Source organism: Maribacter sp. 6B07 (genome assembly GCF_002700155.1).
GTDB classification, from domain to species: domain Bacteria; phylum Bacteroidota; class Bacteroidia; order Flavobacteriales; family Flavobacteriaceae; genus Maribacter; species Maribacter dokdonensis.
Genome location: NZ_PDUT01000001.1, coordinates 2,299,672 through 2,319,689, shown reverse-complemented (window position 1 = coordinate 2,319,689; position 20,018 = coordinate 2,299,672). Strand labels below are relative to the sequence as shown.

Sequence of the window (20,018 nt, the reverse complement as noted above, 5' to 3'; positions counted from 1 at the left end):
ATCTCCACCCTGGGTCTAGTACCCATTTCCACCCCTTAAAACCTAATTTTCCCTAATAATTTCTAGAATTTTCAGATCTAATCTAAAATTATAGATCATGAAATTTTCCTTATTAATTATTGCATTTATTTTAAGCTACACTACTACAATCAATTCTCAAAAAATTAACCAAGAAGTGCATATTGAGAATCAACAACCATTTCTACTTGGCAAAATTACACCCGAAGCTCTTTCCGCAAACACCTATAAAACTTGGTATCTTCCTAATTTCAGCAACTATCAAGCTGATACCGAAAAAATAAAACTCATTAAAAAACACTTAAACGCTTACAAAATATTAATATTTATGGGCACTTGGTGTGGTGATAGCAAACGAGAGGTTCCGCGATTTTTAAAAATTCTGGAGCAAGCTGAATACCCTAATGAAAACTTAAAAATCATTGCCCTTGACAAAAGAAAAGAAGCCTATAAAAAAAGTCCACAAGGTGAAGAGTGGGGATTAAACATTAGAAGAGTTCCTACTTTTATTTTTTATAAAAATGGCAGAGAAATAAATAGAATTATTGAAACTCCCATCACCAGTTTAGAAGACGACATTTTAAAAATTGTTAGCCAACAAGTCTACCTACCCAATTATGGGACATCATTACATTTTGACTGACAACAATTGATATCATCTAGCTTATGATTAATCGAGTATTTTATAATTAACTAAAACCTTTACAACTATTCTTACGTTAGATAATTATGAAATACTTGAACAAGTTATCCCTTATACCGCTAATAGGTCTTCTGTTTACTATATTACCATCTTGCAGCCAAACCGAAGATATTAGATCCGCACCTTTTTCAGAAGATCTAAACAACCAAGAAACCATAAACTATTTGGCTCTTGGCGATAGTTATACCGTTGGAGAAAGCGTTGCGTTTGAAGACAGCTTCCCAAAACAATTGAGTTCCACTATTGAAGAAAATAAAAACTATAAGGTCAATACTACTGTTATTGCACAAACCGGCTGGAGAACCGATCAATTATTGGCATCAATTGGTGGTAGAGCATCTGCCGAGTATAATTTAGTCACGCTACTTATTGGTGTAAACAATCAATTTCAATCTAGACCATTTTCTCAATATGAGACAGAATTTGTAAAATTAATTGATAAAGCCATTAGTCTTGCGGGTAATGATTCTAACAAAGTAGTCGTGCTTTCAATTCCAGATTACTTTTATACGCCTTATGGCCAAAGTAACGGTGATGACCAAATCTCAAGGGAACTTGACAGGTATAATGATTTTGCCAAATCTACCTCAAAATCCAAAGGAGTTACGTTTCTAAATATTACCGATATTACCAGAAAAGGTTTAAACGAACCTGAATTGGTAGCAAATGATGGTTTACACCCTTCTGCCCTTGCATATGAAAAATTTGTTGAAAGACTCTATCCTTTAGTGCGTTCTAGATTGAAAGATTAAGACATATCGATTATATTTGCCAGCTAAATAAACGACGGCATGCAATTATCGGAGCAAGAGCTTATCAGAAGAGAAAAATTGGAAAAACTAAGAGCATTGGGTATCAATCCTTATCCAGCTGCTTTATACCCTGTAAATGCTACATCGGCAAGCATTAAATCTAATTATGAGGAAGATAAACAGGTTATTGTTGCCGGTAGACTCATGTCTCGTAGAATTCAAGGTAAAGCTTCTTTTGCCGAGCTACAAGATAGTTCCGGTCGTATTCAAGTTTATTTCAATAGAGATGAAATCTGTACAGGTGATGATAAGTCTTTATACAATGATGTCTATAAAAAATTATTGGATATTGGTGATATTATCGGTATTGAGGGTGACCTATTTACTACCCAAGTAGGCGAAAAAACCATTATGGTCAAGAAATTTACCATGTTGAGCAAATCGCTAAGACCTTTACCATTACCAAAAAAAGATGCAGAAGGCAAGGTCTATGATGAGTTCAATGACCCAGAATTACGCTACCGTCAACGTTATGTAGATTTAGTGGTGAACCCAAAGGTCAAAGAAACATTCATTAAAAGAACCAAGATCACCAATAGTATTCGTGAGTTCTATAACGACAAAGGATATTTAGAGGTTGAAACACCAATTTTACAACCAATACCAGGTGGTGCTACGGCACGCCCTTTCTTAACGCACCATAATGCGCTGAACATTCCTTTGTATTTACGTATTGCCAATGAACTTTACCTAAAGAGATTGATCGTTGGTGGGTTCGATGGTGTTTATGAATTTTCAAAGGATTTTAGAAACGAAGGTATGGATCGTACCCATAATCCGGAATTTACGGTAATGGAACTGTATGTAGCCTACAAAGACTACAATTGGATGATGAATACCACTGAAAAATTATTGGAGAAAATTGCGATGGATGCCAATGGGACTACTAAGGTAACCGTAGGCAAACACGAAATTGAATTCAAAGCTCCGTACGCAAGAGTACCTATTTTAGAGGCTATAAAAATACACACAGGCATTGATGTTGCCGGTATGCCAGAAGAAGAACTACGTGAAACGGCTAAAAAATTAGGTCTAGAGGTTGACGAAACTATGGGTGTGGGCAAACTGATCGATGAGATTTTTGGTGAAAAATGTGAGCACCATTACGTGCAACCAACATTTATTACAGATTACCCAAAGGAAATGAGCCCGTTGACCAAAGAGCATAGAGACAACCCTGCTTTAACAGAACGTTTTGAGCTTATGGTAAATGGTAAGGAGTTGGCAAATGCTTATTCTGAGCTTAATGACCCAATTGACCAAAGAGAGCGTTTTGAAGATCAACTGAAGTTGTCCGAAAAAGGTGATGACGAAGCTATGTTCATTGACCAAGATTTCCTTAGGGCATTGGAATACGGTATGCCACCTACTTCTGGTATTGGTATAGGTATAGATCGTTTGGTTATGTTGATGACCAACAATGCATCTATACAAGAAGTATTGTTCTTCCCGCAAATGAGACCAGAAAAGAAACCTCTTCAATTATCCGATAATGAAAAGGTTATTTTTGATATCCTTAAATCAGAAAAGAAAATGCAATTAGACGCGCTTAAAAACAAAGCGGATCTAAGTAACAAAGCATGGGACAAAGGCATTAAAGGGATTACAAAACAGCAACTGGCAAAAATCTATAAGGACGACGATGTTCTTTTTGTTGAAATATTAAAATAGCCATTTACCGTAAAAATAAAAAATAGTAGTTTAGAAGCTGGCAAAACCAACCAGCATGAATTTAAGCAGTAAAATAGGTCTGTTTACAGGTCCTATACTATTTTTTATAATCATTTTTTTACCAAGTGTATTGATTTCAGATAGTGCGGACGCCGTCATTGCCGTTGCACTTTGGATGGTTATATGGTGGGTAACTGAAGCGGTTTCTATTTCCGTAACCGCACTATTACCCCTATTGCTCTTTCCAATTTTAAAAATTATGCCAGTTGGTGAAGTTGGAGCAAACTACGGTAGCCCCATAGTTTTTTTATTCTTTGGCGGCTTTGTAATGGCACTGGCGTTAGAGAAGGTAAATCTGCATAAAAGAATAGCACTCACTATCATTAAACTTACCGGTACCTCTGCCAATAAGGTGGTATTAGGTTTTATGATCGCTACTGCCGTACTGAGCATGTGGATCAGCAATACTGCAAGTACGGTAGTTATGTTACCGATCGCCATGTCGGTCATCAATCTATTGATCGAAGATGAAGACGGATTCACTACAAGAGATCGCAATTTTGCCTTAAGTGTAATGCTTGGCATTGCCTTTTCTGCCAATGCGGGTGGTATTGCAACGGTGATTGGCACCCCTCCAAATTCTGTCTTAATAGGTTTACTTGAAAACCAATATCAAATAGAAATATCATTTTTAAAATGGATGACTATAGGGCTACCCTTTTCCCTTATCATGATTTCCATTTGTTACTTTGTTCTCGTAAAAGTCTTTTTCCCTACTCGGGGTTTAAAATTTAAGGCTTCAAAAACCATTATTCATGAGGAACTGGATAAATTAGGACCTACTTCTGGGAAGGAAAAAATGGTCTTATCCATTTTTGGGGTCACAATATTTCTGTGGGTGTTCAGAACATTGATCAATTCCATTTTCCCCAATTTAGGTCTATCGGATACCCTTATAAGTATTTTTGCCGCTATAGCGTTATTTACACTGCCGTATAATCTAAAAAAAGGAGATTTTATTTTAGAATGGAAAGACACCCAAAAACTGGCTTGGGGAATTTTAATACTATTTGGCGGTGGTCTATCACTGGCAAATGGCATGTCCGTTTCGGGTATTGTAGATTTGGTTGCCCAAGTTATCGCAGAAAGCAACCTAAGTATATTGCTTACGGCTTCTTTACTGATCGTTCTAATGCTATTTATGACAGAATTAATGAGCAATGTTGCTCTTGTTGCAGTATTAGCTCCTGTTGTTGCGGGAATAGCCATAGGGCTGGGTCTGCCCATAACCTATCTACTTATTCCCATCACTATTGCAAGTAGCTGTGCTTTCATGCTACCAATGGCCACGCCACCAAATGCCATAGTTTTCGCTAGCGGGTATATTAAGGTACATGAAATGGCACGCGCGGGGATAATTCTTAATCTTATAGCGGTTCTCTTACTGATCCTCTTATTTCAATTTTTTCTACCTCTTTTATTTTAATAAGAATTTATTATAAAAATAAAGCCCTTGCATATTGCAAAGGCTTTATAATCGACTAATTCAGAATGAAAAAATGTTTATTCCTATTTAAAAGACGCCTATTGATCATGATTGTTACAAATAGGCTTAAGAAATTATTAACTATTTGTTACAGATATTATTTCAATCTTTGGAAGATTACCTAACTAACTCACAAATGAAAAGAAAATTACTTGTAAAATTATTACTATTACTGTGTGTTTTTGGCTACCAGAATGCTGACGCCCAAATTTTCAAAAAGAAAAAGAAAAACACGGAACAAGAAGCTAACAAGCCTTCTAAAGATAAAATTCAACCTTATAACAAGGTTATAACAAAAGATGCCAAAAGTGATTCAGGTCTATTTACTACCCACGTAGTAGATGAAAATCACTATTTTGAAATTCCAGATTCCCTATTCAATAAAGAAATGCTTATGGTAAGTCGTATTTCCAAAACTGCATCGGGCATTGGTTTTGGTGGTGGAAAAATAAACACCCAAGTACTTCGCTGGGAAAAGAAAGATAAAAAAGTATTACTTCGTGTAGTATCCCATGATGTTGTTGCCGCAGATTCTTTACCGGTACATGAAGCCGTTGTAAATTCAAACTTTGAACCGGTTTTATTTTCCTTCGATATTAAAGCTATTCAGAAAGACTCGCTCAACCCTACAACCGTAATCGAAGTAAACGATATTTTTACGAAGGACACCAAAGCTTTTGGTATGCCAGATAGGTATCGCAAAAGATATAAAGTATCTCGTTTAGATGAAGGCAGAGGGTATATAGAATCTATTAAGAGTTACCCATTAAATGTTGAAGTACGCCATGTGAAAACGTATTTGGCGAGCAACCCTCCAAGTAATTCTACCTTAGGTTCAATTTCTGTGGAAATCAATAACTCTATGGTACTATTACCTGAAGAACCTATGAAACGCAGATATTTTGATGAGCGTGTAGGTTGGTTTGCACGTGGCCAAGTAGATTATGGTCTAGATGCTCAAGAGAGCAAAACGATCAAGTTTTTAGATAGATGGCGCTTAGAGGTTAAAGATGAGGATATAGAGAAATTCAAAAATGGCGAACTAGTTGAACCAAAAAAGCAAATTGTATACTATGTAGATAGGGCTACACCTAGAAAATGGGTACCTTTTATTAAGCAAGGTATTGAAGATTGGCAAACCGCTTTTGAAGCTGCAGGTTTTAAGAACGCCATTATTGCAAAAGAACCACCTACAGTTGAGGAAGATCCAGAATGGTCTCCTGAAGATGTGCGTTATTCAGTGGTACGTTATTTAGCATCACCTATACCAAATGCCAATGGTCCGCATGTTAGCGATCCCCGCAGTGGTGAAATATTAGAATCTGATATTAACTGGTACCATAATGTAATGACCTTATTGAGAAACTGGTATTTTGTACAAACAGCAGCTATCAATCCTGCTGCCAGAGGTGTATCTTTTGATGATGAAGTTATGGGTCGCTTAATTAGATTTGTATCATCACATGAAGTTGGCCACACGCTTGGGCTTCCACATAATATGGGCAGTAGTGTTGCATACCCTGTAGACTCCCTTCGTTCTAAAACGTTTACAAAAAAATATGGTACGGCACCATCAATAATGGATTATGCCCGTTTTAACTACATTGCGCAACCTGGTGATGAAGGTGTTGCCTTAATGCCAGATATTGGGGTATATGATAAATATGCCATTCAATGGGGGTACAAACCAATTTTAAACACTACAGCAGAAGAGGAAAAAGCTATTTTGGACCAGTGGATCTTAAAACATGCAGGTGACCCTCTTTACCGTTTTGGCCATCAACAAGTAGGTGATATAGTTGACCCAAGTTCACAGACCGAAGATTTGGGAGATGACGCTATGAAAGCTAGTGAATACGGTATTGCCAATTTAAAAAGAATTGTTCCCAAACTCATAGAGTGGACCGCAGAAGATGGTAAGAACTATGAAGACCTTGATAAACTTTATGGGCAAGTATTCGCTCAGTTCAATAGATATATGGGCCATGTTTCCAATAATATTGGGGGCGTATATGAGCACCACAAAACCTATGATCAAGATGGCGCCGTGTATACCGCCGTACCTAAAGAACGCCAGCAAAGAGCCATGGCTTTTCTTCAAGAACAGTTATTTAATACTCCAATGTGGATGCTAGACCAAGATATTTTGGAGCGTACAGAGTACTCTGGCTTTTTAGAACAAATGCGGGCTATGCAAGTACGTACATTAAATAATGTATTAAGCTTAGGCAAAATGGCAAGGTTGATAGAAAATGAAACAATGGATAAGTCCGAAGCTTATTCCCTTGCCCAAATGATGAGCGAATTAAGAAAAGGTATATGGTCTGAAACAAGGAGTGGCAAAACGGTAGATACCTATAGAAGGAACCTACAAAAAGCCCATATTGACCGTTTAGCATATTTGTTGACTGCAGAAAATCAAGCCAAGGCTTCGGATTTTGGTGGCTACAGAAAATCAACAGTTGTCAACACCAGTCAATCTGATATTCGAACCATTGCGAGAGCCGAATTGAATATTTTGAAGCGCGATATTAGAAACGCACGTAACAGAACCTCTGACTTGATGACAAAATATCATTACGACGATGTTTCTGAGCGTATTAACGATATTTTAGACCCTAAATAATTGCATGTAATTGTGGTCAAGATTTCAACGTTATCGATGAAAAACCAATATCATCGATGAATGAAATGTGTTAACCACATTTTAAATATTCTAGACATCAAAAAAAGCCCATTACACAACAATGGGCTTTTTCATGCGTTTATCTTTTTTAGATTAGTAAAGAATTTAAACCCCCAAATCATGACCAATAAAATAAAAAGTCTTATCTACCTAGCTTGTTTTATCTGTGCTTCTGTTGTTTATCACCAGAACACAAATGATACCGTTAATGAAGATATTGTAACAAACACCTACGAACAAGAGGCTGACATCGTTATTAATCCATACAAAACGATGGAAGGACGAACACAGACCAATTAAAAAATTCAAAGAACATACCTACTTAAAAGCGCGGCCCAAAAGCCGCGCTTTTTAATTATCATAATTTATCTTTTTCCGTTAAAAAACTATTAAAAATTAAATTACACTTAAACCTAATTGAAAATTTCATGTCAAAGTAACAAATACATAAAAAAATAAACATGAAAAAATTAGTAATGGCCATATTGATTATGGCAGGCATAACTGCAACGGCACAAGATCACCAAAGAAAAGGAAAAAGAGGTGACATGAAAGATTTGACTCCTGAACAAGTAGCAACTATTCAGACCAAAAAAATGACTTTGGCCTTAGACCTTAATGAATCTCAACAAGGAAAAATCAAAGCAATACTTACTGAAGATGCCACTGCTCGAAAAACAAAAATGGAAGAGAGAAAAGCCCAAAAAGAAGAAGGTAAAAAGGTATTGACCGCAGAAGAAAAGTACGCTATGCAAAATGAGCGCTTAGACCATCAGATTGCCAGAAAAGAGCAAATGAAATCTATACTTGATGACGAGCAATATGAAAAATGGGAAAAAATGGACCATAGACGAAAAATGCGAGGTAAAAACAATGAAGGTAGAAAAGGAAAACGCTCTGCCAGACAATAGCTGCTTATACAAACCCAAAAAAAAGACTTGCTTTCGGCAGGTCTTTTTTGCATTTAATCGATATCTCAAACTTTCCAAAACACCTTATAAACCAAGGCTAAACCCTTAAACCATACATTCATGGATGAAATTGCATATTTGACCAATAAATTTTAAGCTAACACCTTTATGCTTGTACTTAGAATCTTCAAATTGAAGACAGCAACATGCGTCTCAATTTAGATTTTAAGACACCAAACCATGATAGCAAAAAAAATAGGTTATTTATCTCTACTTATAGCCTTTACTCTTTTAACCGGTTGCCAACAAGAACTTTACAAGTCTAATAACAAATTTAATATTCCGGAAAAAAGTACAGAGGAGCCTTTGGTTCAGTTTTTAATAGAGCCAACAAATTACAGCGCTATTTTAGAAACTGAAAACTTGGCAAAGGCTTTTGACTATTCTAAAATTGCACACAAAACGTTATGGGTAAATCAATTTAACGAAAAATTGAATATTGCACCAACCACAAGGGTCGTTACCGTTCATGAAACTGCAGGTTTAAGTACCGTTGCCATTGACAGTCTCTTAAAATTCGTTTCTAAAGGTGGAACCTTATTGATTACCAAAGCAGCAAAAGATGCACGTATGTCCTATTTTTTTGGCATGACCCCTGGGGCTGATTGGTCTACGAACAAAGTAGCTTCGGGCCTGTTCTTTAACAAACCTTTGTTTCCAGGTATGCAAGGTCGCGGCTTTGATAATGAAACAACACATTTAGGTTTCAATACTTCCAATTTCTCCAGTAACGTTAATGTACTGGTATCTGCATATAATGATAATAATTACCCTGTTTTAGTTGAAAATCAAATTGGCAATGGTAAGGTCATCCTGTACAATTCATCCCAAGTACTTAAAAAAGAAATGAGGGGATTGTTATTTTCAGCCAGTTTGCTTGGACTTGAGGGCATACCCTACCCAATTGCAAATATTGGAACGCTTTTTCTTGATGATTTTCCATCGGCTGTTTATGACGAAAATGGTAAAGCAATAACCTTAAAAAATAGAGAGGGAAAATCTGAGTTCTTAAAAAAAGATTGGTGGCCTAAAATGAAAAAGTTTTCCCAAGAAGAAGATATAAAATTCTCTGCATATGTAACTTTTAATCCCGATGACAAGAACACCGGTGAGGCTAACTTTAAAAGTTGGGACCAAACTGGGCTATTGGATGGAAAAAATGAAGATGGCACCAATAAATGGATGACCAACGAGTTTACCAACCGTGGTCATGAATTAGGTTTTCGTGGTTATAACGATCTTTCATTGTCCAAAGAATTATGGCAAGACACTGATCTAATTCTTGAAAATATAAAGGCGTCTGAGAAAAAATGGGAAGAAAATATATCCAAGTCCTTACCCACATCATATGTGGCACCAAATAATAAAATTGATAGTTTAGGGCTAATATCATTAAAAAAAGGTTTTCCTAGTTTAAACTTTGTTCATACCTCTTTCTTAGGAGATTTGTATAAAGGTGGTAATAGGGAGTTTGACCCAGACCCATTGAACAATAGATTTTTTGATTATCCACGTTTAAGTAGTGGTTATACCATTTCAGATAAAGAATTATGGGCTATAGAGTCTACCTATCTATATACAGGAATTTGGTCTCACGCCTTAAGTACTGAAGATGTCGTTGAAATGGGAAATGTCGAAAATGCAATCAATTCACTTAAAAATCATATTGCAGACTACAAGAATAGACACCCCCAAATGCAATTCTTAACCGCTAAAAAGTCTACAGAGGCAGTTATGGATTGGCGCTATCAAAGTATTCGCCATTTAAGTTATGAAGGTCAGTATGAAGTATCTAGTTCCTTAAACTCAGATGCCAATAAAGACTCTTATTGGTTAATGTACGTTAGCGAACATAACAATGTCAAAGTACATGAAAAATTATTCTTTGACCAGACAGAATTTAGCGCAACCCCATTTTTAAATGGTTTTCTATATAGCATTAAAACAAAGTCCCCAAATTTAAGTGTACCAGATATACGACCAGAAATTAGAACATTAATTGGTACAACCTCAACTTTAATCACCAATACAAATAACGATTATAAAGCTTATAACCGGAGTAAGCAGACCATGGTGCCTTTAAAGAAAAAAATCAACAGATTGGTGGTTGAAGAAAAAACCAAAGAGGCAACAAACTTAATGGAAAAACTATTTGACAATAATAAATTCATTAACAGCCAAGAAATAGTTACTTATGCAGAAGGTATGGAGGCTCAAGGCAAAACCGAAGAGCTTTGGTCACAATTAGACCAACTATACCAAAAAAACCCATCAAGTTCTTATGCAGATTTTTCTAGGGACATTAGTATTGTCAGTAATTACCCAACACCTACCATTAAAAAAATGTGGATAGAGAGGCAGATGGAATGGGGACAAAATGACCCCGCCCTTCTTAAAGAATATTATCAAAATTTCAATACCGAAGATAATACCGAAATTATAGAACAAGTACTTAGCGTTCTATATTCTTTAGAACCAACTGATGAGAACCAACATACATACTATGATTTTTTGGTAAAATCCAATAAAGATGATTTGCTACAGAAACTAGATGAAATAGAACCTTGTAGTATATCCAATAAAGATCTGGCCACTTCAATTAGTAAAGCGTATGCAGAGAAACTTAATTTTGACAAGGCAGAACTTTGGCAAAAATGTGGAAATATTTCTCCAGAAGTGGTCAAGGAATGGAAAGAAAAAACAAAGACCATTGCAAGTAAGAAATTTACAGACTTTGAGTACTATCTAAGATATCTACTGGTCAATGATCCAGACAAAGCCTTAGAGGAAGCCCAAGAAATAGAGCCCTGCAGACCCGATTTAATTAGACTATCAAAGAACATTGCTCTTTTATTTGCGCAATACTCACAATACCAGAAAGCTTTAGATTGGAGCACGTGTACCAATACCATTTCTATTAAACATATTTTAGATTGGAATCTTGAATACGCCAATGGCCGGTATTTAAAACAAGTATATGCCAAACATATAGAAAAGAATCCTAGGGATTATAATACCATGAACCACATGGTGAAATTATTATTATTAAAGGGTGATGTAGATGGTGCAGGTAAAATAGCCTTAAGCATACCACAGAACAAAATTGATCCCGATTTTAAAATTGCATTCAACAATGAGGTAAAATCTGAAACTAACGAAAAGCAATCTTTATATGTAAGCAAGTACAAAGTTTTAATGGATGACGCTATTGTAAAAAAATCTGAAATTGAAGCTAGAAAAAAGAAAGGGCACTCCATAGGACTTACCTCATCTGCTATTGCAGATGAATTTAACCCAACCTTGTTCAACAATGCCTTCCATTTTGGTTTTTATAATACAAAACTCGACTTTCATAAATTCTCAATTGTTCAAGGTACCGCATATTCAGTTCTTAAGGACACTATAGTTCCTAATGATATTGATAGAGATTTACTTGGTGTTGCATATCAATATAAAACAGAGTCCAATGAGAAGAAACCTTTTTCCGTTGGCGCCAAAGTAGAATTAGATAATTTTAATAAGGTATTCTTTCATTTTAATACCGGTATAGATTTTATTGGTGACAATAGCACATCTTCATTAGCTTTAAAAGTACACCCCGTTACTACAGGACCGGGTTACGAATTAAACATTTATGATATTCAGGTAAAAGCAGCACAGCAGTTTGAGTACTCATCTAACCTAGATCACCAATTTTATGTAAAAGCAGATTACTACACTGATAGTCAATACTACGCTATTGGTGGCACCAAAGTAAAATATAATTTGCTGAATTTGGACAAATTTAAATTTGGTCCATTAATAGAAGGTGCTTACGGTGTTGGCTCTGAAGAGAGAAGAGACGGTTTTCCTTACTGGCTTACCGAAGATAGACTTTATGCCGGTGGAGGATTACAATTCACCATTGGTAACGAAGATTCAGATTTTAATTGGCAAAGCGACTTTTCACTTTTTGCGGAGCAGGAAGAAGATAGTTTTCAGCGTTATGAAGGTAAACTATCTTACAGGATCATGAATTTTACAACCGTACATTTAAATTACTCCTATTTTACTATTGACCGGTTTTTCTCTAACGCCGTTCAGCTGGGTATTCAGTATAATTTCAAATAATAAAGAAAGCCCTGAAAACAGGGCTTTCTTTAATTACCAATTTACAATATAATTGTTCTACTTATAATTCTATTTCTTTTAACGCATTGATAGTTGCATCTAAATCTTCGTAACTTAAAGCATCATTTAAAAAATAGCTTTCAAAAGCACTTGGGGGCAAGTAAATACCCTTATTCAACATACCGTGAAAATACTTTTTAAACGTTTCATTATTGCCCTTGGCAGATGAAGTAAAGTCAACTACTGGCTCATTGGTAAAATGAACGGAAATCATACTACCATATCGGTTAATTTGATGGTCAACATTCTTTTCTTTCAATACCTCTCCAATGCCCTTATGTAAGTATTCGGTTTTATCGGCAAGACTTTTAAATACCCCAGGGTTATTGTTCAATTCTGTCAACATTGCCAATCCGGCACTCATAGCAAGAGGATTACCACTTAAAGTACCAGCTTGATAAACGGGTCCGTCAGGAGCCAGATAATCCATTATCTCCGTTCTTGCAGCAAAGGCACCTACAGGTAATCCACCACCGATTACTTTACCGTAAGTGACTATATCCGCTTTTATACCAAGTACTTCTTGAGCCCCACCTTTCGCTAGACGAAAGCCTGTCATAACTTCATCAAAAATCAATAAAATTCCTTCTTGAGTACAGATTTCACGAAGTCCTTGAATAAATTCATCCGTAGGTATTATGCACCCCATATTACCTGCTATAGGCTCTATAATAATTGCTGCCAGTTCTCCTTTATTGGCTTTTACCAACTCCTTTACACCGCTCAAATCATTATAAACCGCCAACAACGTATCCTTTGCCGTACCCTGTGTTACACCCGGACTATTGGGACTACCAAAGGTAACCGCGCCACTACCCGCTTGAATCAAAAACGAATCTGAATGTCCGTGGTAACATCCGGCAAATTTTATTATTTTTTCTCTACCGGTAAAGCCTCTTGCCAAACGCACAGCACTCATACAGGCTTCGGTTCCACTATTGACAAACCTGATCTTATCCATATTGGGCACCATTGATATAGCCAATTTCGCCAGCTCTGTCTCAATTTCCGTAGGCATACCAAACGAAGTTCCGTTCTTAGCCTTTTCAACCACTGCATTAATTACAGGCTCATGGGCATGACCTAAAATTAAAGGACCCCATGATGCTATGTAGTCTATAAGCTTATTACCATCTTCATCATACAAATAAGCTCCTTTCGCTTTTTTTACGAATATTGGATCACCACCAACTGCTTTAAATGCGCGTACCGGTGAATTTACGCCACCTGGTATATATTTCTTTGCCTCTGCAAACAAGGCACTACTTCTTTGATAAATCATATGCTCTATTGATTTTTTACTACTTTTTGACTTTAAGTGGCTGTCCAATTGACAGATCAGAGCTATGCAGATTATTCAACTGCATTAACTCATCTACACTTAAATAATATTTTTTGGACAAGGAGTACAGGGTATCTCCTTTTTGTACCGTATGAATATTGTCCGCACCAGTAACCACCACCGTATTATCAGTATAGCCAGCCTTTTTTATTTGCTTGTCATACTTATGCAGATCATACTTCTCTATTAAATAAATTAATTTCTGCGGATACTTTGGATCTGTGGCATAACCAGCTTTACGCAAACCCCTTGCCCAACCTTTATAGTCTGTATGTCTCAAATTGAACAAGAACGCATACCTGGACCTCGTTGTTAAAAATATACTATGGTCTCTAAAGGAATACATAGGATGATTGTATTTTCTAAAACATTCCCCTTTTTCATCGTCATCATGAAAATCGTAGTCACCTTCCCACCCTTTATGGCATTTAATACCAAAATGATTGTTGGTTTTCATAGCCAATTCTCCTTTACCATTACCGCTTTCCAATAATCCCTGCGCCAAAGTAATACTTGCCGGTATACCATACCCCATCATTTCTAATTGGGCAGTTTCAGCAAAAGTTTCTATATATTCGGTTGGTGAGTCTATTTTAAACCTAATAAATTTTGAAGGCTCAGCAGGCAAATCTGCCTTTTCCCCTTTATTAGGACTATCTGCTTTAGAGTTTCTTCGCTCATTTTGAACATTCTTGGTTCGTAATTGATCCGAATATCTTTTTTTCGATTTACATGAAGTAAGCGCCACGCCCACCAACAAAATCAATAAAATTATCTTTTTCATATATGCAACAAAGGTAAATTTTTCTTTTTCAGTATACTATTCATACCGGTAATACCTTGCAGACCACCAGTATGAATTGCCAAAATTTTTGATCCTGGCACAAAAGTATCATGCTGGATCATTTGACACAACCCAAACATCATTTTTCCGGTATAAACGGGATCTAAAGAAATTTGCGTTTTTGCTTTAAACTCATTGATGAACCTTACCAATTCTTCCGTTATTTTAGCATAGCCGCCAAAATGAAAATCATTATTTATTTGCCAATTATCTTTCTGTACCAACTTCTCTATTTCAGACTTCAAAAAAGCTCCTTTTAATGCTGAAAAACCAATGATTTGCTGCTTAGCAAAAGAAGCATTGATTAACCCAGACACAGTACCACCAGTACCCACACTAGCACAAACACAATTGAATAGTTCATCTTCTTTGGTTAAAATTTCTTCACACCCTTTTATCGCCAAACTATTCGTACCTCCTTCCGGTACAAGATAAAAATCCCCAAACTCCCTTCTTAATAGGTCAATAAACTTTGAATCTTCCTTTTGCCTATATTCTTCTCTACTGATAAATTTGAATTGCATGCCATCTTCATGAGCTTTATGTAAAGTTGCATTTTGCCGCCAATTATGTTCCAGCTCTTGACCACGAATAATTCCAATAGCATTAAATCCCTTTTCTCTTGCGGCGTAAGCTGTTGCTGCAATATGATTGGAAAATGCACCGCCAAAAGTCAATAACGTGTTCTTACCTTCCGCTTGGGCAGCCAATATATTATACTTGAGCTTTCTAAATTTATTACCAGATATAAACGGATGTAGTAGATCTTCGCGCTTTAGTACTACCGTAACATTCTTTTCAGCGAATAAGGGAAGTTCAACAAGTTGATTGATGCTATGCAAGAAGGGCGATTTTTAACGCCAAAGATATTTAATAAAGCTAAAGGTTTTGCGATTGGACAAATAATCCATATCATTTTCATGCATGTAAGCTTCTCTCTCAAAGCTGAGATTTTGATAAGCTTTATAGGTATCCAAATAACAAACGGCTCTAATTGTCCACTCTGTAAGGTAAAGTATATAAAAAGGAAGGATCAATAATTCTTGCTGCTGACGCAAATGAATTTTCTCGTGATTTATAAGTACATCATCATTTTTTAAACTTCCATTTTTTAGAAATATGAAAGGCCAAAGTGAAAGACCCACATAATTTTTATAGAAGAAATGTCTAAATACCAGAATCATAGAATTACTTTGGTAATACTATTACAAAGATAAAGCCAAAAATAGTTCAACTAAAAATTACCGGTTTTTATTGCCAACAAAACCGATTAATGGTTAAAGTAGGGCTAAAGTACTTATGTATATAACTTGAACAGATTACACAACAAGGTTATCAACATAAAGAAGTAACTTTATATTCCTAAATAGTATGTTATACGATGAAGAAAATAATTCCCATTGAAGAGGGAGATTTTTACTGGTCCGAGAACGGTTATAGGGTCTTTACCAAACAATATCATCTTAAGCGAGGCTATTGTTGTGAAAGCGGTTGTAGACATTGTCCTTATGGTTATGATCCAAAAACAAATACCCAATAAGTTTTAACATAGCTCGGCATGATATTTGTGATTATTCCAATTAGAGAAAATTAAGTACTTAAAATATATAACGTTATGAAAAACATCAAACTACTTGGCTTGCCGCTACTTCTTTTAGTTTTTATTACTTCCTGTTCATCTGTAAGCGTACTTTCAGATTATGACCAGAAAGCTGATTTTAATGGTTATAAAACATATGCATTTTATAAAACAGGAATAGACAAAGCACAAATATCCGACTTGGACAAAAAACGAATTCTACGCGCCATTGAAACCGAAATGAGTTCTAGAGGTTTCGTAAAATCCGAAAAGCCAGATTTATTGGTCAGTATTTTTACCAAAGAGCAAGAACGCGTTGATGTTTATAATAACAACTACGGTTGGGGCGGCGCCTGGGGATGGGGTTACAACCCATGGGCTTGGGGACCTGGTTTTGGCTGGGGCGGCACAAGCGTAAGTGCCAGCACACAGGGTTCTCTTTATATTGACCTCATAGATAACAATACAAACGAACTGGTATGGCAAGGTAAAGGTGTGGGAACACTATCAAATACCAAGAATATTGCTAAAAAAGAAGAACGAATTAGAGAATTTGTATCTCAAATTCTAGAGCAATACCCACCTAATGCGGTTGCAATGAAATAATAAACACTTCCTATAAAATTAGGGCTTGCAGATGATTTCATCTGCAAGCCTTTTTTATTTACAATAATGGAAAATGCGTATCGTTCTTTACCTCATTTAAAACAAAAGCGCTCTTAACACCACCAATACTTGGTAAAGAAGCTATCTTAAATTTTGCGAAATTATAATAAGCATCAAGGTTGGCTACTACAACTTTAAGGAGAAAATCAAACTCTCCACCAACTACAAAGCATTCTACCACTTCAGGATACTTTTTTACCTGCTCAAAAAAATCATCCATCATTGCGCCTTTTTGAGCCTCTAAAGAAACAAAGCTAAAAACCGTTATGCTATCCTCAATTTTGTCCTTATCCAAAATAGCTACATAATTCTTTATAAACCCATCATGCTCAAGACGTTTAATACGTTCATATACTGGTGTTTTTGTCATTCCAAGTTGCTCTGCAATTGCCTTGGCACCAATTTTTGCATCTTTCTGCAAAATCTTTAATATCTCCCTATCTATAAAATCTAATTTTTCCATCAAAATATTTTCCTGAATAATGGCCTCTCGAGAACACTATAAAGTAATAATTACTTTTAAATTATCGAATTAAAGTCTTATTTCCTAATTAAATTAAATTTAACATTTAATTAGTCCTATAATCCTATATTTAATAGAAATAATATAGGCTTCAAAAGTATAATTATGGGTGAATTTACTTCTACATATGAAAGCAATCCTATTTTGGACAAACTTCCATCACATTTAAGGCAATACATTAAACCTCAAAACTATGAGGACTACACCCCTATAAACCAAGCTGTTTGGAGATATGTGATGCGAAAAAATGTAGATTACCTTAGCCAAGTTGCCCATAAATCATATACGGAAGGCTTACGTAAAACAGGCATCTCCATAGACAACATCCCAAATATGTATGGCATGAACCGTATTTTAAAAGATTTAGGCTGGGCCGCCGTCGCTGTAGATGGCTTTATTCCACCAGCCGCTTTTATGGAGTTCCAAGCCTATAATGTTCTAGTTATAGCCTCTGATATTCGCCAATTAGAGAATATTGCCTATACCCCTGCCCCAGATATCATTCATGAAGGAGCGGGCCATGCGCCTATTATTGCCAACCCTGAATATGCTGCATATTTAAGACGTTTTGGTGAAATTGGCTGTAAAGCTATATCCAGTGCTAAAGATTTTGAATTATACGAAGCTGTACGCCATTTATCTATTATCAAAGAAGCTAAAGGCACACCAATAGAAGAAATTCAAAAGTCTGAAAAGCATATTGAATTTCTTCAGGACAATATGGGTGAACCCAGCGAAATGGCGCTTATTAGAAACTTGCATTGGTGGACCGTGGAATACGGACTCATAGGAGCCTTAGAAGACCCTAAGATTTACGGAGCGGGACTTTTATCCTCTATTGGTGAAAGCCAGTGGTGCATGACAGAGAATGTAAAAAAACTGCCTTATTCCATTGAAGCGGCAAGAACCTCTTTTGATATCACCAAACCTCAACCACAACTTTTTGTTACTCCAGATTTTGCTTTTTTGAGTCAGGTTCTTGAAGACTTTGCAAATACAATGGCTTTACGAAAGGGCGGACTTTCAGGTTTACAGAAACTTATAGACTCAAAAGAACTAGGGACAATTGAACTAAGTACTGGATTACAAGTATCCGGTAATTTTGAATCATTGATTTCTCATGAAGGCAAACCTATATACTTTCAAACCAAGGGCAAATCTGCTTTAGCATACCGGGAAAAAGAGTTGGTAGGGCAAGATATCAATCAGCATGAAACCGGTTTTGGATCACCAATAGGACGACTTAAAGGCATTAACATACCCATTGAGGATATGAGTCCGCGCGACCTTAAAGCATATAAGATTTATGAAGGAGAAATTGTTTCGTTAGATTTTATTGGCGGAATCAATGTTACCGGTAAAATAGTTACTGGCACACGTAATCTTCAAGGTAGAATTATCTTAATTACTTTTGAAAATTGTAAGGTAACCCACAATGAAACCACCCTTTTTGAATCTAACGATGAACTGTACAATATGGCAATTGGTGAAGACATAGTTTCTGCCTACCATGGTCCCGCAGATTTGCATAGTTTTGACCTTTTAGACCATTCTCTAAGCCCTAGTAGTGTTAACAAAGATGAAGAGGGCTTAAATGAACTAGAATCTTATTATAAGACAATCAGGGATTTTAGAGAGGGAAAAAACACCATTGTTTCCAGAACAAAAATTTTTCAGGAAATACAGGAAAAATACCCAACAGATTGGTTATTGCCCGTGGAAATTTATGAACTGGCCATAAAAAGTAATGATGACAAATTAGCAAAAAATATAGAGCGACACCTTGAAAACATTAAACTTAACCAACCCAAACTAGGGCAATTAATTGATGACGGATTAGCATTAGCTACGGTAAAATCCCTGGCTTAATTTCTTGCAATGCCTCTAATGATTCAATAGTCTGTTCTTGGTAGGTTAATCGCCAACCCATAGAATTGGTAAGAATATAAAACTTCTGCAGCTCACTAATTAGTCTATTCTCCGCATTGCCCAATAATGAAGAAGCTTGCACTTTTTTCATTAATGATGCATTTACCGTTTTCTTTATTTTATTATAATCGGTAGCATCAAACTGGTTCAAATAATCTGCGGTAACATCGTAGTATTCAAAATCTGGATTTAAGTTAACCTCTGCATTTGGAATACTATTGATCTTAACTGTTTTTGTGGTTTCATCCACTTCAAATTCTATCTTACTTAAATCATAAGCCACGGTTACATCTGCATTTACCACAACCAATGCCTTTTTTTCTGCTCTCAATAACGGACCAAAAAGTTCTTTTGAATCTTTATAATTGTACACTTCCGCAAAATGCCCTTCAGTCACCACCAACTTGGAAACGTTGGTAATTTCTTGTTGAATGAGCATGGAGTTTTCTTTAAGAATAGATTTATTATCTCGTTCACCTTGGCACATTTGAAACGCAAACAATAATGTTACTCCGATTACCAAGCCTAAAAGAATCTTTTTCATAAAAAAGCAATGTT

The 20,018-nt window shown here is 36.0% G+C and carries 17 protein-coding genes; 11 read left to right on the top strand and 6 right to left on the bottom strand.

The features are described 5' to 3' along the window. Nucleotides 1-97 precede the first annotated feature (97 nt). The 8 genes from CSC80_RS09735 (at nucleotide 98) to CSC80_RS09700 (ending at nucleotide 12,517) form a co-directional block, all read left to right on the top strand. Nucleotides 98-661: a thioredoxin family protein gene (locus CSC80_RS09735; RefSeq protein ID WP_091601920.1), complete on the top strand. Its 564-nt coding sequence runs from the start codon at nucleotides 98-100 to the stop codon at nucleotides 659-661. Between the two features lie 86 nt (nucleotides 662-747). Further along, nucleotides 748-1,473 carry an SGNH/GDSL hydrolase family protein gene (locus CSC80_RS09730; RefSeq protein WP_099191324.1) on the top strand — a complete coding sequence of 242 codons (726 nt, stop codon included), beginning with the start codon at nucleotides 748-750 and terminating at the stop codon, nucleotides 1,471-1,473. A 39-nt stretch (nucleotides 1,474-1,512) separates the two neighbouring features. Continuing rightward, complete coding sequence (gene lysS / locus CSC80_RS09725; protein ID WP_099191322.1) at nucleotides 1,513-3,204, top strand: lysine--tRNA ligase; 1,692 nt, start codon at nucleotides 1,513-1,515, stop codon at nucleotides 3,202-3,204. A 55-nt stretch (nucleotides 3,205-3,259) separates the two neighbouring features. Further along, complete coding sequence (locus tag CSC80_RS09720) at nucleotides 3,260-4,690, top strand: DASS family sodium-coupled anion symporter (RefSeq protein ID WP_099191320.1); 1,431 nt, start codon at nucleotides 3,260-3,262, stop codon at nucleotides 4,688-4,690. A 196-nt stretch (nucleotides 4,691-4,886) separates the two neighbouring features. Next, on the top strand, nucleotides 4,887-7,376 hold the full coding sequence (locus tag CSC80_RS09715) for a zinc-dependent metalloprotease (protein ID WP_099191318.1): 2,490 nt from the start codon (nucleotides 4,887-4,889) through the stop codon (nucleotides 7,374-7,376). Nucleotides 7,377-7,556: 180 nt separating this feature from the next. Further along, nucleotides 7,557-7,736: a hypothetical protein gene (locus CSC80_RS19320; protein WP_143751736.1), complete on the top strand. Its 180-nt coding sequence runs from the start codon at nucleotides 7,557-7,559 to the stop codon at nucleotides 7,734-7,736. A gap of 161 nt (nucleotides 7,737-7,897) precedes the next feature. Then, the gene (locus CSC80_RS09705) at nucleotides 7,898-8,347 is read left to right on the top strand and encodes a hypothetical protein (protein ID WP_091608843.1); all 450 of its coding nucleotides are present in this window, start codon (nucleotides 7,898-7,900) and stop codon (nucleotides 8,345-8,347) included. 240 nt (nucleotides 8,348-8,587) lie between these two features. Continuing rightward, nucleotides 8,588-12,517, top strand: a complete 3,930-nt coding sequence (locus CSC80_RS09700; protein ID WP_099191314.1) for a DUF2194 domain-containing protein — start codon at nucleotides 8,588-8,590, stop codon at nucleotides 12,515-12,517. 61 nt (nucleotides 12,518-12,578) lie between these two features. Here the strand turns inward: CSC80_RS09700 and hemL are convergent, their stop codons facing one another. From hemL to CSC80_RS09680, 4 genes are read right to left on the bottom strand one after another with little or no spacing between them, the layout of a single operon-like run. Beyond that, nucleotides 12,579-13,859, bottom strand: coding sequence for a glutamate-1-semialdehyde 2,1-aminomutase (gene hemL, locus CSC80_RS09695; protein WP_099191312.1), 1,281 nt, complete (start codon nucleotides 13,857-13,859; stop codon nucleotides 12,579-12,581). A gap of 19 nt (nucleotides 13,860-13,878) precedes the next feature. After that, nucleotides 13,879-14,703: a glucosaminidase domain-containing protein gene (locus CSC80_RS09690; protein ID WP_099191310.1), complete on the bottom strand. Its 825-nt coding sequence runs from the start codon at nucleotides 14,701-14,703 to the stop codon at nucleotides 13,879-13,881. Then, on the bottom strand, nucleotides 14,700-15,605 hold the full coding sequence (locus CSC80_RS09685; protein ID WP_099191308.1) for a pyridoxal-phosphate dependent enzyme: 906 nt from the start codon (nucleotides 15,603-15,605) through the stop codon (nucleotides 14,700-14,702). The genes CSC80_RS09690 and CSC80_RS09685 overlap by 4 nt, the downstream gene beginning before the upstream one ends. A gap of 12 nt (nucleotides 15,606-15,617) precedes the next feature. Next, the gene (locus tag CSC80_RS09680) at nucleotides 15,618-15,947 is read right to left on the bottom strand and encodes a hypothetical protein (RefSeq protein WP_074669940.1); all 330 of its coding nucleotides are present in this window, start codon (nucleotides 15,945-15,947) and stop codon (nucleotides 15,618-15,620) included. Between the two features lie 197 nt (nucleotides 15,948-16,144). Here CSC80_RS09680 and CSC80_RS19460 point away from each other — a divergent pair, with 197 nt between their 5' ends. Then, entirely contained in the window at nucleotides 16,145-16,303 is a 159-nt protein-coding gene (locus tag CSC80_RS19460; RefSeq protein ID WP_167342570.1) for a DUF5522 domain-containing protein, read from the top strand. 75 nt (nucleotides 16,304-16,378) lie between these two features. Then, on the top strand, nucleotides 16,379-16,948 hold the full coding sequence (locus CSC80_RS09675) for a DUF4136 domain-containing protein (protein ID WP_058105229.1): 570 nt from the start codon (nucleotides 16,379-16,381) through the stop codon (nucleotides 16,946-16,948). A gap of 58 nt (nucleotides 16,949-17,006) precedes the next feature. Here the strand turns inward: CSC80_RS09675 and CSC80_RS09670 are convergent, their stop codons facing one another. Next, the gene (locus CSC80_RS09670; RefSeq protein WP_071340263.1) at nucleotides 17,007-17,471 is read right to left on the bottom strand and encodes an Lrp/AsnC family transcriptional regulator; all 465 of its coding nucleotides are present in this window, start codon (nucleotides 17,469-17,471) and stop codon (nucleotides 17,007-17,009) included. Between the two features lie 165 nt (nucleotides 17,472-17,636). Between CSC80_RS09670 and CSC80_RS09665 the strand changes: the two genes are divergently transcribed. After that, a complete protein-coding gene (locus CSC80_RS09665; protein ID WP_099191306.1) occupies nucleotides 17,637-19,400 on the top strand; it encodes an aromatic amino acid hydroxylase in 1,764 nt (587 codons plus the stop codon). Here CSC80_RS09665 and CSC80_RS09660 read toward each other — a convergent pair. Next, a complete protein-coding gene (locus CSC80_RS09660) occupies nucleotides 19,378-20,004 on the bottom strand; it encodes a DUF4230 domain-containing protein (protein WP_099191304.1) in 627 nt (208 codons plus the stop codon). The two genes, CSC80_RS09665 and CSC80_RS09660, sit on opposite strands and share 23 nt — an antisense overlap. Nucleotides 20,005-20,018: the final 14 nt, after the last annotated feature.